14 protein-coding genes are annotated in these 15932 nt (G+C 44.8%); 3 read left to right on the top strand and 11 right to left on the bottom strand.

What is annotated here, in order from left to right:
• Window positions 1-35: 35 nt before the first annotated feature.
• From R8N28_RS03095 to R8N28_RS03060, 8 genes are all read right to left on the bottom strand, one after another.
• Window positions 36-794, bottom strand: a complete 759-nt coding sequence (locus R8N28_RS03095; RefSeq protein WP_054574577.1) for a helix-turn-helix domain-containing protein — start codon at window positions 792-794, stop codon at window positions 36-38.
• On the bottom strand, window positions 795-1433 hold the full coding sequence (locus tag R8N28_RS03090; protein WP_065275174.1) for an HD domain-containing protein: 639 nt from the start codon (window positions 1431-1433) through the stop codon (window positions 795-797).
• A 248-nt stretch (window positions 1434-1681) separates the two neighbouring features.
• Window positions 1682-2959 (bottom strand): cytosine deaminase, encoded by a 1278-nt coding sequence (locus tag R8N28_RS03085; protein ID WP_065275175.1) that lies wholly within the window; start codon window positions 2957-2959, stop codon window positions 1682-1684.
• A gap of 9 nt (window positions 2960-2968) precedes the next feature.
• Window positions 2969-4207 (bottom strand): cytosine permease, encoded by a 1239-nt coding sequence (codB, locus tag R8N28_RS03080; protein WP_047101164.1) that lies wholly within the window; start codon window positions 4205-4207, stop codon window positions 2969-2971.
• A gap of 804 nt (window positions 4208-5011) precedes the next feature.
• Entirely contained in the window at window positions 5012-6358 is a 1347-nt protein-coding gene (locus R8N28_RS03075; RefSeq protein WP_005373641.1) for a magnesium transporter, read from the bottom strand.
• 112 nt (window positions 6359-6470) lie between these two features.
• Window positions 6471-7793: an ABC1 kinase family protein gene (locus R8N28_RS03070; protein WP_017635160.1), complete on the bottom strand. Its 1323-nt coding sequence runs from the start codon at window positions 7791-7793 to the stop codon at window positions 6471-6473.
• Between the two features lie 101 nt (window positions 7794-7894).
• The gene (locus tag R8N28_RS03065; protein ID WP_054577755.1) at window positions 7895-9118 is read right to left on the bottom strand and encodes an HlyD family secretion protein; all 1224 of its coding nucleotides are present in this window, start codon (window positions 9116-9118) and stop codon (window positions 7895-7897) included.
• Complete coding sequence (locus tag R8N28_RS03060) at window positions 9118-9444, bottom strand: MFS transporter (RefSeq protein WP_017635162.1); 327 nt, start codon at window positions 9442-9444, stop codon at window positions 9118-9120. The genes R8N28_RS03065 and R8N28_RS03060 overlap by 1 nt, the downstream gene beginning before the upstream one ends.
• Before the next feature lie 107 nt (window positions 9445-9551).
• On the opposite strand from R8N28_RS03060, the gene R8N28_RS03055 reads away from it, so the two are divergent.
• Window positions 9552-10553, top strand: a complete 1002-nt coding sequence (locus R8N28_RS03055; protein WP_053304538.1) for an AraC family transcriptional regulator — start codon at window positions 9552-9554, stop codon at window positions 10551-10553.
• An 86-nt stretch (window positions 10554-10639) separates the two neighbouring features.
• Here the strand turns inward: R8N28_RS03055 and R8N28_RS03050 are convergent, their stop codons facing one another.
• Both R8N28_RS03050 and R8N28_RS03045 read right to left on the bottom strand, forming a co-directional pair.
• Window positions 10640-11329: a hypothetical protein gene (locus R8N28_RS03050; RefSeq protein ID WP_065275176.1), complete on the bottom strand. Its 690-nt coding sequence runs from the start codon at window positions 11327-11329 to the stop codon at window positions 10640-10642.
• Between the two features lie 12 nt (window positions 11330-11341).
• A complete protein-coding gene (locus tag R8N28_RS03045) occupies window positions 11342-12883 on the bottom strand; it encodes a hypothetical protein (protein ID WP_262635370.1) in 1542 nt (513 codons plus the stop codon).
• Window positions 12884-13249: 366 nt separating this feature from the next.
• On the opposite strand from R8N28_RS03045, the gene R8N28_RS03040 reads away from it, so the two are divergent.
• Both R8N28_RS03040 and R8N28_RS03035 read left to right on the top strand, forming a co-directional pair.
• The gene (locus R8N28_RS03040) at window positions 13250-13942 is read left to right on the top strand and encodes a response regulator transcription factor (protein ID WP_005373624.1); all 693 of its coding nucleotides are present in this window, start codon (window positions 13250-13252) and stop codon (window positions 13940-13942) included.
• Between the two features lie 3 nt (window positions 13943-13945).
• The gene (locus R8N28_RS03035) at window positions 13946-15268 is read left to right on the top strand and encodes an ATP-binding protein (protein ID WP_005373622.1); all 1323 of its coding nucleotides are present in this window, start codon (window positions 13946-13948) and stop codon (window positions 15266-15268) included.
• On the opposite strand, the gene R8N28_RS03030 is transcribed toward R8N28_RS03035, so the two are convergent.
• On the bottom strand, window positions 15249-15905 hold the full coding sequence (locus R8N28_RS03030) for a pyridoxamine 5'-phosphate oxidase family protein (protein WP_065275177.1): 657 nt from the start codon (window positions 15903-15905) through the stop codon (window positions 15249-15251). The genes R8N28_RS03035 and R8N28_RS03030 overlap by 20 nt on opposite strands.
• Between the last annotated feature and the right edge of the window lie 27 nt (window positions 15906-15932).

The following is a 15932-nucleotide window of genomic DNA, read 5'->3' as shown; positions in this document are numbered from 1 at the left end:
TTCGTTACTTTTATTTCCATTTGTTTATTGAGTTACTAACTGCGAGACTTGTTGGGGAGTTTTCTTTCCCATGGTTCAAACAAAGGGAACGTCCAGCGACGCATCGCAATAATCAGAGAGGTGCCGTGTTTTTCGTCCATATCGAGAGAGCTATCATTTTGGCAAGCCTGATAAAACTCATCGATGACCTTTTGCAGTTTCTGTTGTAGCTTCTTGTTGGTTGGTACACTCATCAATCCTGTTGCCATGGAGAACTTTTCATCTTCACCAGAAAAGTAGCTTTGGAAAAAGGCGTCTTGAACTTGCTGTTGGAAGAACCGTTGAATAGGGCCGCCCATCTGCCACTTAAATGTCGGAGATATACGCAAACGAATTTTGTTATTTGGCTGCAAGTCGATGATGTTCAGCCGATCCAAATGAGCAAGCTTTTGCACCAGTTCCAACTCATTGAAGGTATATTGCTGAACGATTTGTTCAAACTGATAGCCATTTACAACACAGATTGCCACGAGTAGCAGGGCTTTATCATCAACCAACTGCTTTTCTTGCTCTAACGTTAGCGACTCTAGACCTTTATTGTGCGCAGCCGCAAGCTTAAACAGGTCCGCCATTTCTAAACCAATCAATTGGCAAATGCGTTCTAAGCGTTCAAGACTAATGTGTTGACCTTCAGCGAGTAAACGTTTGACGCTTCCTTCACTTAAATCAAGGTGTTGTGCAACATCCGCATAATGCAGCCCAGCTAACTTTAGTTGGCGTTTAAGCTCTTTAATTAACGTATAGCTTTCTGACATTTACGCTGTTACCTCGTCGTGTAACTGCTCTAGGTACGTTTGCATAAAGGTTTTGCGTTTTTGCGCTTCGCGTCTTGCTGACTCTGTGTTCATAGTTTCGGCGATTTTGAATAACTTGGTCTGAAAGTGATCCAGAGTGAATTGTTTATCGTTAAGTTCACGTTCTTCGGCAAATATATCGCTGTCGTTGTAAAGTTGCGCGTTAAATTGAGTGCTGACTTGAATGCATCGCGTCACGCCAATTGCGCCTAAAGCGTCCAGACGGTCGGCATCTTGGACGATTTTGGCTTCTAACGTATTTGGCCTGATGTTTGCGCTAAAGCTGTGTGCCTCTATCGCATGAGCAATGGCATCATGATATTGCTGCGGATAATCGATACTCTCTAAAAATGCGACCGCTTTTTTGGCTGCGATGATTGAGCTCTCTTTGCGATTTGGGTGATCTTTCGGGTAAGTAAAGCAATCATGCAAATAGGCAGCCGGTAATACAATCGCGATGTCTGCATTTTCTTCTTTGCAGAGCTGTTTCGCTGTTTTGACCACGCGTTTTACGTGTTTAAGATCATGAGCTGCATCTACTTGCATCTCTTGCTGCATAAATTCCAAAAATTGCGGTTCTATCTGGTTTAATGACGTCATGGTTCATATCTACAACTAAAATGAAGTCAGAAGTATGCCCAACGCTTAGAATAATTTCCAAGTGCGATGGTGTAATTGAGATTCAGCCACCAGAACCTTGTGCAACGTTTGGTACTGAGCCGTTTTATATGGCCTTTCAATGTGTTCAGTGGTTTATGAGACAAGAATAGACAGAGCGAGCAGTGATGTTTACCAGTAGAAAAAAGGCCTGACGATGTCGTCAGGCCTTTTTAGTTTCGCCGATCTTTTTAGCTTTTGAACGTTACTTGCTCTGCTTGTTCAAGATGAATATGAGTTGTTGCAGGCTGTGTTTCTGCAATAACTTTACCGTGACGAACAGAGTAACGAACCGGCACTTGGCGACGTACTGCGTCAAAACCATTTTCTGCGGGAAGAATCAGTAAACTACCTGGTTTGCCTTCTTCAATGCCGTGCTTGTCTTGAATGTTCAGTGTACGTGCTGAATTGGTGCTGATCAGATCCAGTGAGTTGTTGATTTGGTCGTAACCCATCACCTGACACACGTGCAGACCCATATGCAGCACTTGCAGCATGTTTGCAGTGCCTAGTGGATACCAAGGGTCAAATACATCATCGTGTCCAAAGCAGACGTTGATGTTGGCATTCAGCATCTCTTTCACTCGTGTTACGCCGCGACGTTTTGGGTAATCATCAAAACGGCCTTGTAAGTGAATGTTCACCAGAGGGTTTGCCACAAAGTTGATACCGGACATGCGTAATAAACGGAACAGGCGAGATGCGTATGCACCGTTGTAGGAACCCATCGCTGTGGTGTGACTGGCGGTGACTTTATTCCCCATATCAAACTTGTGCGCTAATGCTGCCAGTGTTTCAACGAAGCGAGATTGTTCGTCATCGATTTCATCACAATGCACGTCGATTAGGCGGTCGTATTTTTTCGCTAACTCGAATACGTAGTGCAGCGATTCAATGCCATATTCGCGTGTGAATTCAAAGTGTGGAATCGCGCCAATCACGTCCGCACCTAATTTGACGGCTTCTTCTAGCAGCTCTTTGCCATTTGGGTAAGAGAGAATTCCTTCCTGCGGGAAGGCGACGATTTGGATATCTACCCATTCTTTCATCTCTTCACGCACTTCTACCATCGCTTTTAGGGCAATTAGGGTAGGGTCTGAAACATCGACGTGGGTACGAACGTGTTGTACGCCGTTTGCTATCTGCCATTTTAAGGTTTGTTTTGCGCGCGCTTTCACGTCTTCAATCGACAGCATTTCTTTGCGCTCAGCCCAACGTTCAATACCCTCAAACAATGTGCCAGAGATGTTCCAGCTTGGCTCACCTGCGGTTTGAGTTGTATCTAAGTGAATGTGTGGCTCGCAGAAAGGCGCAACCGCCATACCGCCTTCAGCATCGATGATGTCACCGTTATGACTAAGCTCCACATCGTTGCTTTCAATGCGCTTGAATTGACCATCTTCAATCAAAATTTGCTGCAGACCTTCTTGTCCTTTTAGCGTTACGTTTTTGATCAGTAGTGTTGTCATGATGGTTCCTTACGCTGGCTGTGTAGCCAGTGCTTTTTTGTTGAGAATAGGATTAAGAATCAGGAAGCTAATTGCGCCGCCAAGTACAGCGTTAATCGGCACTACGCCAGGCAGGAAGTGTCCCGCACCAACGCCAATCACGACAGCGATAATGCCAGCCCAGTTAACGTTTTGGAATTGGGCGGCTTCAAAGTTTGCGTAGCGTTTACGGTTCGTGAAGAAGTCAGCGATGATCACACCGCCAATCGGTGGAATTGCCAAAGATAAGAAGGTCAGCCAGCCAACAAAGTTATTGTAGAGCCAGAGAGCGCAAAGTGTGCCAACAAGACCGTTCGCCATTGAGATGTATTTACTTGGTAAGCCTGTGATGTTGGAAAATCCAAGACCCGATGCGTAGAGCGCGTTGTCGTTGGTCGTCCAGATGTTCAAGCCAAGAACGATGATAGCTGGAATAAGAAGACCTTGCGCGATCATCACTTCAGAAATGTCTGATTGACCCGTCACCGACGCACCTGCCGCGCCAAAGATAAACATTAACGAGTTACCGATGAAAAATGCCACCATGGTGATCATCACGGCGCTGCGCGGCTTTTTACCAAAGCGTACGAAATCCGCCGTTAATGTACCAGCACTGACAAAAGAGCCGACAACCATCGCGAGAGCTATTGAAAAATCGAGTGGCTCGGTTGGTTGAACTTGTTGTAGTTCGCCAATACCACCAACGCTATTTACTGCCTCGATGACAGAGTAGCCGCCAAGTAGCGCAATGGCAGGAACGGCAATTGCTGACAACACCATCAGTGCGGAGATGCCAAAGTAAACGGTCGCGGTCATGAGCAAACCGGATACAAGGATCAACGTGTTGGTATCGATGCCCGTTGCTTTATGCACCGGAATCGCAAACATCGCGACACCAACTCCAAACCACCCGACTTGAGTACCACCAAGAAGAGCGGAAGGAAGCCAAGAGCCTTTAGAACCAAAAGAGAAACGAGCAAGAAGGTGAGTAGAGAGACCAGTAGAAGCGCCGATGTAACCGAGGAAAGAAGTGTAAATACCGAGGATTAGGTTACCGATGAGAACAGCGAGGAAAAAATCATTAAAGGAGAGCCCAGTACCGAGAGAACCCCCAGTCCACATACTTGCGGAGAAAAAAGTGAGTCCTAACATCACCATTGTAAGTGATGCCACGCCTTTTCTGGCCGTGTTGGGAACTGGTCCAAGACTGTAATTATTGTCTCCAGCCATTATTACCTCCGCACATTGAAACATTAAATTATAGCACCTGATTTCAGGCAAACGGCGCGTATTATCGTGATGTAAATTTAATAGTCAATGATAAAATTGCAATTTAAACGTTTGCTTGATTTTTGTTGTGTATTTTTTCTTTTAATAACAATGGTTTGATTTTTAAATTCTAAAATTGAAAAGTTTGGTTTTACGTGTTTTATATGATTTATAGACAGATTTTCTATGTGAAGTTAATGTTTTGAATTGCTATTTGTTTTTATGGATTGAATTTATCTATAACTCTGAATTGTTCAGTCGATTTCTATGAAAAGAAAACGTTTTCATGATGAGGTTTTTGGTTTGGACGGTATTTGTTCTTTTCTTGGGTATGTTTTCTTGGTTTTATTTTATGTAGGTGGTTTATTTTTGTTGAAGCTGACATTTCTAATGGTTTATTGGGCGAATATTTGAATTTTATAAACAGTAAACAATCTGTTGTGGGCAAGAAAAGTACAACCGAGCTCGGTCAGAGGATAAGAGGGCAATAGCCACATAAAAAAATAGCCAACCGCAAAGAGTGCGATTGGCTTATATACATGTGAACAAAATCAAGTTCACTAACAACGTCAGTTGGCTAGGTGACCCTCGGCTTAAGAAGGGTCGATTTATATAATGCAGTTACTGTGCCAACTTTAATATGCCCTAAAATACGCAGTTTCTGTGACATGCGTTGCTTAAAGTTTGAGTGTGTTTGCAATTTGCAACTGCGTTATGCAATTTGACTCTATTATGCTAATGATTGATTAATAAACAATGAACCTTTTAAAGCATGACTAAACTCGCCGTTCCTAAAAAGGCGAAAAAACCAACGACATCTGTCACTGTTGTTAGAATCACCGAGCCAGCCAAAGCGGGGTCCAATTTAAACTTATCCAGAATAATGGGAATCAGCACACCAAATAAAGCTGCGGTAATAATATTGACGATAATGGCCAGCGCGATGGTTCCCCCTAGAACCGGAGATTGAAACCACAATCCGGCGAGCCCGCCGATGATTAACGCCCAAGCAATGCCGTTCAGAGAGCCAATACCCAACTCATTTTTCAAAAGCTTGAAGCGGTTACCTGGGGTGATCTGATTAAGCGCCATCGCACGAATCATTAGAGTGAGCGTTTGGCTGCCAGCAATGCCCCCCATGGATGCAACAATTGGCATGAGCACCGCCAAAGCCACTACCTGAGCAATTACATCTTCAAACAGTCCGATAGTGACAGACGCCAAAATAGCAGTAAGCAAATTGATGCCTAACCAAACCCCGCGCTTTTGCGAGCTTTTTAATACTGGCGCAAACAAGTCATCGCCTTCATCCATACCTGTACCGGCCATCAAACGTGCTTCGTAGATTTCACGCTGTGTACTCAATGCAAACTGCCAATCGACTTCACCGATCAGTGTTTGGTCTGCATCAGTTACAGGGAGAGCGGGCAGTGTGCTGTGTTCTAATGCCTCTACCGCTTCAGGAAGCATCATTTTACTGTCTAGAACCGTCACAGCCTCAATAACGAGTGTTTTTAAGCGAGTATCGGGGTCACCACGTAAGATATCGAAGTAGTTGACCGTTCCACGATACTGTTTATTACGATTAATCAGATACACCTGTTGAGGCGTGTCGTAGCTATAGCGCTCCATTAACTGCTTAGCTGTCCCAATCGTAATATTGAAGGGCAGGGTGATGATCTTACGTTCAGCCCAGTGGCCGAGTTCTTCATCAGCATACTCGTTTGCTTGATCGTAAAGTTCCAACTCATCTTTTTCTATCAACGAGAGCGCTTCGTTGATGATCGACTCTGGCAACGAATCGGCCCATTCGATGAGCGACAAGTTGTCGAGTTTAGCGAGAGTGAGCTTTAGCTCGACTTCAGATAACGCATTGATGATAGAGAAACGTACGTCCGCACGCATTTCCGTTAACACGTCGATATGTAGCTCTAGTGGTAAAGCTCGCCATAAGCGAACACGATCGTCGATTGGAAATGCTTCTAGAATCAGGGCAACCGCGCCGGGCTCGAGGCCCGCTTCAATAGATTCATTGAGCGTTGCGACTTGATCCGCTTCTTCGGCTTGGCCAATTTGCTGGATTAGAGTGGAGAGATCTTGAAACTTGCTCACCGAGTACCCCGATAGTTAATTCGTTTTATGGAAGTATGGCATGTTATTGAGATGCACAACTATGCACCTTAACCTTGCTCAAGGTACTTGAAAGTAACAGAAAAACAATAGGCTATTCGCTGTTGATGGTGAGATATGGCTGTACCAATTGGCGAATGTTCACTTTTGCGCCAATACGGGCTGCCAGCAAGTACATTCCGCCGATTTTTCTGTGTAAAAATAGGGCATCTGCTGGTGGAGTATGCCAGTATTCTTGCTCCATGCTTAGAATGGTGCCAGCCTCGCGAAGCTTTTGTGCTAAGCCGCTGGCTTTAAAGTCATAAGGCTCATCAACTAACATCGGTTCACATGCCATTTTCACTAGATCGAGAATCGCTTGGCGTTGGTCTGGAAGGATGGTTTGGCTGAAGAAGCCTATTTGTTCAAGCGCATTATTCAAGCCTTGTTCGTCATTGTTAACGACAGATGCGAAAGCTTGGCGATAACCAGTGCTGAACCGCTCGCTGTACTCTCGAGTGGCCCCGAAATCTAGCAAGCCGATTTGACGAGTGTTTTCGATATATAAGTAGTTGGCGAAATTTGGGTCGGTTTGTACCATCTTAAATTCGAACAGCTCCCTGAACAGTAATTCGAGTAGGCTGTGCATGACAAAATCTCGCGTACTCTGATCATAATGTTCGATTTGCTCAATCGGGCTACCATCAATGAATTCCATCGCGAGAACGGAGTCTGAGCAACTTTCAGTATGAATCTTGGGCACCACAAAATGAGGGTGCTCCTTCAAAGCGTCATGATAACGAATGGCAAATTGTGCCTCTCGTGCGTAATCGGCCTCGTCATGTAGCTGCTTTTTCGCTTCTTCGAGTAATCCTTTGTAGTCGACAGACTCGGGAATCAACCCAACGACCTTGAGCAGTGTACCGACATTATCGACGTCGCTATCGATACTTTTCCGTATGCCCGGATATTGCACTTTGACGGCTAGGTTATCGCCCGCATCGCTGTAGGCTTGGTGCACTTGTCCTATTGATGCACTGGCGATTGGTTTGAAGTTAAATGACAGAAACTCAGCTTTCCAATTCGTTCCCAGCGAACTTTCCATTACTGCGTTGAGTTGTTTTGCAGGCATTGGGTCTGCGTTGGAACGAAGACGGGAAAGAATATCGGCAAGTTCAGGTTCTAAAACATCACCAGCATCCATTGATAGCATTTGACCAAGCTTCATTGCAGCGCCACGCAGGTGAGCAAGTTGGTCAGTTAAGCGCGCGATGTTCTGTGGCGTCAGCAAGAGGTCTTTCGCTTTTGGTTTGTTGCCTTTGGCTATCTGCTTCGTGCCTTCTGCAATCACATTGCCTGCGACACGGGTAGCAAGTGAAGCGAACTTGCTGAATCTTGAGATGCGATGGGTAGGTAGGCTTCTTTCCTTTGCCGACATGAATCTTTTCCGCTATTTACTAACTAATTGTTATACGGGAAAAGGATATGTTTGGATACAAATGAAAAGAAAACCGCCAGCGTAACTGGCGGTTTGCGAGTTTAGATAGAGTAGAAGAAGTACAGTTGAGACTTCATTCGGATGATGATCCCGCGAATCACATCTAAGAAGGCCATGAAGCCTATCGGTTTTTCACCGCTGACCCATGCGAGGCCAACAGAGCCAACAGGGATGTCGTAGCCTTCTGGCTCATCAATCTTAAGACGAACAAAGTGGTGTTTGTTCTGTAAGTTCTTTCCAGTGGTGACACGTACGGAATCATCGAAACCCAGTAGATTACCTTGTGACTCACCTGTTGCTTCCACAATGCCTTCGACGGTCGCTGAGAAGATCTTACCTGGGTAAACGGACGAAGAGAATTCCGCTGGCTGACCCGGTTTGATGTTACGAATCGCCTGGTGGTTCACTCGCATTAGTACGTACTTTTCGTTGGTGTACATGTTGATACGCGGCATCATTGATACACGCTGACCTTCACGCAGGATAAAGTTGGTGACAAAGCCATCTGTTGGGGCATGAACTTTTGTGCTATTCAAATCCCATTGCGCTTTTGCAATTTGCTCTTCAGCTTGGCGCAGTTCGGCTTGTTTAGTTTCAACTGCAAGTTCCGCTTTATGAATCGCCAGTTTTGCACGGGAAATATCGACTTGTTTCTTCTTGATTTGAGACTCAAGGGTCAACACGTTGTGACGTGCCATATCAACCGCACTCGATTGTTTGTCGATATCGCTTTCCGTGATGGTGTTGTGCACCACTCGGTTTTGCTCAACATAACGATCTAGCATTTTTTTCTGCAATTTGTAGTCAACTTTCGCCGCTTCCAACTGGCTCTTTGATGTTTCTAGATCTTGCACTAGCGCTTCGTGGTTAGCTTCTTCAATCTCGATGTCGCCTTTTGCTGTAGCTAATGCAACGCGAGCAGAATCAGCGGATACGTTCGCTTGATTTAATGCGATTTTGTATTGCGTTGGGTCAAGTTCATAAATGAGCTGACCTTCTTTAACTTGCTGATTCGGCTCAATGTAAATGTGGTCAACTTTACCTTTTACATTGGTTGAATCTGGACGCAATTGGATGTGTGGTGACTGCACGACAGAACCGCCGGATAAATCCATCGGGGTGAAGTTAATCAAACCTACCCAGACGAACATTAGCCAACCCAAGCCGCCAAGATAAGCGAACGATTTGGTTGCTTTGTTCCAAGGCATGCCAACCAAACGCAACAGATAGATGAAGAGTGCCCATACCGCTAAACCTTCTAACATTATGCTTCCTCTTTTGGCTGTGTTTCTGTTTGCGGTTTACTTTTCCATGTATCACGCAGATTGATGATGGCTTTTTCCATATCAACGAATGCAAAGATCACGGCTAGCACCCAAACCCAGTGCCAGACAAACCCTATCCAGGTAAGCGCAGTGATGAGCCCTATCTGATGATGGTCTTTGCTGTGTGCTTTATTGATAGGTAATTCATGGATTTTCCAAAAGCCGTAACACGCGCCCGCGACACTCGCGATTAAAACGACAGCAGCGACAACATGTAACGCCGTATCTGCGCCTGTACCGACAAATGGGACACTCAGTAAACTCATTAAACACTCCTCTATCAAACTGTTGGCGTATTGTGATCTGAATTTGATTTGCGGCTTTCTTTGTGACAGATTCAATCACTATAGGATTAAATTTGATGTAATTGGTCATGAAAACGGTTCGGTTTATTCGCGCGATGGGCATTCTAAACATGCATAACCTCGCGTTATCTAAATACAATTTGGACTCGGATGAGTTAGGGATCCCAGCATCGGTGTTTCGTAACCCAATGACACTGATCCCGCTAAAAGCCGTTGCGGAATGGTATCGTTGTGTTGAACAAGCTAGTGGTGACCCGGATGTGGTGTTGAGTCTCAGCCGAGGTATTGAACTGCAAAAGCTAGGGCCAGTGGGACGCTGGTTATTCTCCGGCAATGATTTAGCCAGTACCATTCGGCGAGTGAATTATGGTGTGAGCAACCTACAATCAGGGGCGTTTTTTGCTGGCGAACAGTCGGGTAAAATCATCAAATGGACTTACCACAACCCGTTTATAGAAACGTCAGTAAAGGTGCACGATAGTATCCGCTGTGCGGTATTTATGATTAAGGTGTTACGCGAATTTCTTGGCAAAGATTACCAGCCTTTACGTGTCAAGGTTTCAGGCTCGAGAAAAAATACTGAGCGATACCGGGAATATTTCGGCTGCGAGGTGGAATGGAGTCAGCCAAAAACAGAGATATGGATCCCGGGAGATGACCGACTAGCTTCTCGCCAAGTGAGCCATCGAGAAGACAGCCGTCTAGCGATGAGTTTTTCCGATTTGGATGATTTGCTTAATATGCCCGATCCAGAAGACGAGTTGAAAGTGATTTATGAAGTGGTGAACTACAGCAGCCATTATGGATTGCCAACGTTAGAGCGCGTGTCTTCTCTGCTTGATTTATCTGAACAGCAGTTTCAACGTCGTTTGCATAAATTAGGGCTCAATTTTTCGACGGTTTCTGGCTATGTATTGAGTAATATTGCAGCTGGTTTGTTGAGTAAGCGCGTGAGTATTGATGACATTGCCACGCGCCTTGGTTACACCAATGTGGCGAGCTTCAATCGTATGTTTAAGAAACATCGTGGATTAACGCCCAAGCAGTATACGGGAAGATTAGAGAAGTAGTGCTCCACTTATCTCTATGAGTACAAGCAATAAAAGCCCTCAAAGTTGAGGGCTTTGTTATTTTTTTGTGTCGTTTTATGTGGTGGCTATTTCTTAGGACGCCAACTTAGTGCACTTGCAACAGCGCCGATGGCAATTACATCCTTTTTTTGTTCGCTAAGTTCAGGGAGCATCTGTACCGCAATGGTACCGTTCGTCTGCACTGCGGCAATTTCTTGTGTGCCTTCCTTAAAGCTATAACCCAATGGAATGTCTACCGCCATCATGGCGTCAGGACTAGTATGTACAGTTTCTACATTAAAGTGGGTGCTACCAATACGCACTACGCCTGTCTCTTTTTTCTCAAAGCTGATGTCGATGAGAGCGGATTTTGGCTCCATCGCAAACTCACCGACTTTTTTACCATCTTGAGTAATGTCACAGGTGTAAGGATCATTCCCACCAAAATCGACGCCCATGTAGTTAACCGACATACCGCCTCCAGTGCAGTTCAAAAGCCAAGTTTCCCCGCTGTCGATACGAATCACTTCTGCGCCCATTGAACCTTCTTTGAAAGAGATACGGTTAAACCAACTTGAGTTAGAAGCACTGCGTGAATACTTGCCTTTGTACTTACCAGCAAAATCAAAATGGCCATCCGCACCGAATCCCCAAAAATCACCGTCGGTTTTGATCAGCATTTCTGGTTGTGCTTTTACGGCATCAGTACGATCCATGACGGCTAGGCCACCACAACCAGCAAGGAGCAAGGGAGCGAATAGAATAAGTTTCTTCATGTTTTTCATTTTTTATAGCTTGGTTACATCTAGGGTTTGGTCGGTGAATTGGATGTTCTGAATGTCGTACAACTCGTCAGTGCCTGTACTCGGGCACTCAACAGAAACGCTCTTTGCTTTGATAACAGTACATTCCGCCAGTTTGTGTGGCACTATATAGGTGTTGATACCGCCTTCACCATAAATGCTGTTGTCTTTGCTGTTGCCTTCAAAAGTATTGTTTTGATCATTACCGATCACATTCATCGCGTCGCCGCCAATGATCTTCACTTTTGTTAGCCACTGAGATTTGTAGGTGTACGCTTCTATCAAACCGTCTTTGTTGGGAGCCATACGGAAGGTAGGTACTGTGCCTGGACTTGTCTTTTCTGTGTAGAGCTTGACGCCCGCAGAGTCGATATTCGCGGTATATTGCAAGTATCCGTGGAATAAGCCACTGATCCAATCAACGGCTTGTGGATCTTGGGTTTGCATTTCTTCACGCGTTAACGCTTGGTAGCCATCTAAACCATGTCCGTTTGCTTTTGCTACACCCATGTAAGCTTCAAAAGCGGCAGCAAAATATTCGTGAGAATATGAAGGGCCCGTTTGTTTCACACTTTCAGGATCGAAGTCGTCCGATTTCCAATCGTCCCAGTCATACTGAGTAGGGCGCCACACCGTCGGTTTGCCCGATTGAATATCGTTATAGATGCTTAACGCATGAGCTTGAATGTCATTTTGCAGTGCCGCAGTCGCCGTGTTAAGTGCAATACCTTGCGCTTGGACCAAGTGTAAAATTTCTTCAAAAGCGGCGTCTCGTTCGGCTTTTTTACCAAGATTGGCGCAGTAATCGGCAAAATTACTCATGTAATGGCAATCGCCTTCAACTGTCAGTTCTCGATACATTAAAGATTGGCTATTCCTTAGCCAGTTTGGTGTTTCTTTACTAGTTACTAATGTTGACGCGATAGATGTGACAAGTGTATCCATATCATCTTCGTTAAGTACCATCATGCTTACAACAAACTTTTCTAGAGAACTAGTATCAAAAGAGTGTGCTAAGCCCGAGCTTGTAACTGCATCGTTCAATTTGCCTTGGCGAATCAGTTCGTTGATAAAGATTTTGGTTAACATCTCATCATTCTGTTCGTCGTTTTCGGTCAGCATTAGTGTGGCATCACGCTCGGCTAATGTCTTAGCGATACGAGACTTGTCAGCACCGTACTTAGAGTCTGGTTGGTTTGTGAGAAGGTGTTGGATGATTTTGGCTGCACGAAAGATTTTTTCATTATTCGCACCGTCATCAACAGCCACAATGTGAAATGTATCGTTGTTGTTTGCTTCGGAAAGGGAGATTTTCACATAGTGGGTGAAGCCCGAATCAGCAGCCACTTTTAACTTGGCCGGAAACTCTGTAGAAACGACAGTTGGGATTGTGACAGTGCTCAATGTTGGCATTGGTGGTGTTGGAGGTGTCGTTGTCGATGGTTTCGAATTAGATTCACTGCCGCCACAAGCAGTTAGACTTATCGCGCAAAATATGGCTAAAGGTGTTAATTTGGAATATCTCATTTCATGTTACTCGTAGACTTTATTAGAGCAGGAAACTTAGAAGCAACATAAAGTCCTGTCTATATAAGCAAACTAAGTCATATATGTTGATATTGTTTTTTGGTAAGACCTATTATTCGATATATTTAAAAATATAGTGGATTTTTATTCCGAATTTTATTTTCTATGTGAAGCTATATTCTGATAATGAATAAAACCTCAGGTTATTGCATGGTTTTAGGGGTATAGAATGATTAGGATTATCGTATATGTATGGTTTGTAAGCGTATGTAAGCCTGCGTTTTATTAAAATTATCATTTAAGTAGGTTGCGCAGTATAGGACGAGCGATATACTCCCTCCATCATATTGGTGGAGTAAATGATTCATGGTGGGTAATACAATCTTACTGGTAGAAGACGACTCAGAGATTGCTCGATTAACCAAAATGTACCTCGAAGCCGAAGGATATACGGTAACTGTCATCGATAACGGTCAAAATGCATTAGAAACGATTAAGGGGCTCAAGCCGGACCTAGTGCTGTTAGATTTGATGTTACCAGGAAAAAATGGCGCAGAAATATGCCAAGAGGCGCGTAAGTTTTATCATGGTATTATCATTGTTTTGACTGCGACCGATGATGAAATGAGCGAGGTGAGCTTATTTAAGTTCGGTGCTGATGATTACCTTACCAAACCGATAAAAGGCAATATCCTTCTCGCCCGTATTGAAGCAGCGTTGCGTCGCTATTGTCGTCAAGTTGATATCGTTGAAGAAGAAAAGCTGAGCCGATATGGCATTAGTCTTTGTCTTCGTCGCTCCCAAGCATTTTATTTGCAAAAAGATATTGGTTTAACGAGCTCTGAGTTTGAAATTCTAGAGCTCCTGATGCTGAATGTCGATAAACCAGTATCTCGTGAATCATGTTGCCGTCTTGCCAGAGGCATTGAATACTGCATTACTGATCGTTCGATTGATATGCGTATATCCTCACTAAGGAAGAAATTCTCTAAGGCTCATATCCATACTGCTACCATTAAGACCATACGTCACCACGGCTATATGCTGACAGGTAAATGACGCATGTTTTCCCTGTTTACTCGTCTATATGTGGGGTTAGTTACTGGCCTTGCGCTGACTGTTGCTTTGTTTCTCTTTATGGGGGAAGAGTACATGCGCAAAACAGAAGTCGGTGTTTTTTTGAGTGACGGTGCTTATTTTGTCGATCAATACATTGAGCAACGAGGCACTCCGGATTCTCTCTACAAGAAGTTAACCGAAAACGGCAAGCAAGATTTCTTTATCTTTGATTTAACATTGGTTGAAAACTGGGACGGATCACCGCCTTGTCGAGATTGTAATCTGCTGTACCGTATGCAAGGGATACCTGTTTATCTTATTGATGGCAGTACCTATGCTGCGGTATTCCCTTTGCCTAACACTTCGAAGAGTTTAGTTTTCAAAGAAAAAACGGATTTCTTTAGCCCACACGTTGATTGGAATGAAGATTCTGAGATTGTATTTATACTTACTCTACTTTTGGTTGTTGTATGCAGTTTAGGCATTATGGTTTACATACCTGTACGACGTCTTGACCGCCAAATTCGGCAACTAACGGCTGCGCAACAACAATTTGGTTCTGGTGAGTTGAATACGCGAGTCGAGCTAAAGCAATTTTCGCAACCCGTGAAAGAGCTCGCCCAAGGCTTCAACTGCATGTCTGAAGAGATTGAGAGACGAGTGCGCCAAACACACATCTTTACTCAAGCTATTCCTCATGAAGTGCGCACTCCGCTGAGTCGTATTCAGCTAGCGACGGATTTAGCTCGACGCACGAGTGGTGAAATGCAGGCAGAGTTACATGACGATATTGAACGATACGTTGATGTCGTGACGGATTTAACGTCCGACATTGTCATGCTGTCTCGCTTGAGTGTGAAAAACCACTCATGGATCGATTCTGTTGAAACCATGGAACTGCCACTTTGGTGTAAAAGCCGCATGAATTACCTAGGCTTAGAGTCCGCCATGTTGAGAGCAGAAAATAAACTCGCGAACCAATTGATTCACTTTCAGCCTACTTTGGGTAACCTTGTCCTCGATAATTTACTGCAAAACGCCAAGCGTTATGGTGAGTCCTGCGTTGAGGTGACGATTCGAACGGTAGCGGATTGCTGGAGCATCGATATTGAGGACGATGGTCCGGGCATCCCTGAGGCGATGCGAGAAGAAGTATTTATGCCATTTTCGCGCTTAGACAAAAGCCGCAACGCCGACATGAAAGGCTTTGGTTTAGGGCTTGCCATCGCTACCAGTGCAGCGCGGCAACTGGGGTGGGAGCTTTCTGTCGGCGAGAGTCACTTAGGCGGCGCACGTTTTACGGTGCTTATTCCTGCCAACGGTTAGAGTAGGCACTGCGGTAGTCTGGCTCTGCGATACCTTCATACAAATCGTCACAAGCTTGCAGTGGACCTACGACGGTTCGGTAGGGTAGGACACCTGCCCAAACAGGGATGTCCATGTCTTCCGCATCGTCGTTGACGCCAAAATTGCTGATTTTCACTGATGCCTCCGTGAGCGGGATACGCAGTAGCATGGTGGCTTTGAGTTCTTTTTCATTACTCAAACGGGCTTGTTCTGTTCTCCCCGGAGCGATCTGTTCAATAAAGTGATTCAGCAACCTGTCTTTCTCTTGGTTATCTTCCACCACCTCAAACTGGCCAAAGACCACAGCACTGCGATAATGCGCACTGTGGTGAAACGCACTTCGAGCCAATACCCAACCATCAAACAAAGTAAAGGTTAAGCACGTTTGCACTCCTTGTTTGAGTGAGCGTAACAGTCGACTGTTGTTGGCACCATGGATATACACGTAATCATCGACACGCCATGCCAGCATAGGGATGACCACAGGGCCTGACTCGTTGGTTATCGCAATATGAGCGATTAGGCTTTCATCTATGATGGCGTGCAGTTTGCTAACATCAGAGACGGCTTTATGTGCGCCTTTCTTAATTTCCGTTCTATTGGTGTTGGATAGCATTTTCTCTCCTTGTTTGCTCACGATTAC

Source organism: Vibrio sp. Vb1554, from assembly GCF_033344235.1.
Note: the sequence above shows the minus strand (reverse complement) of the source record. Positions and strands in the feature narration are given on the sequence as shown.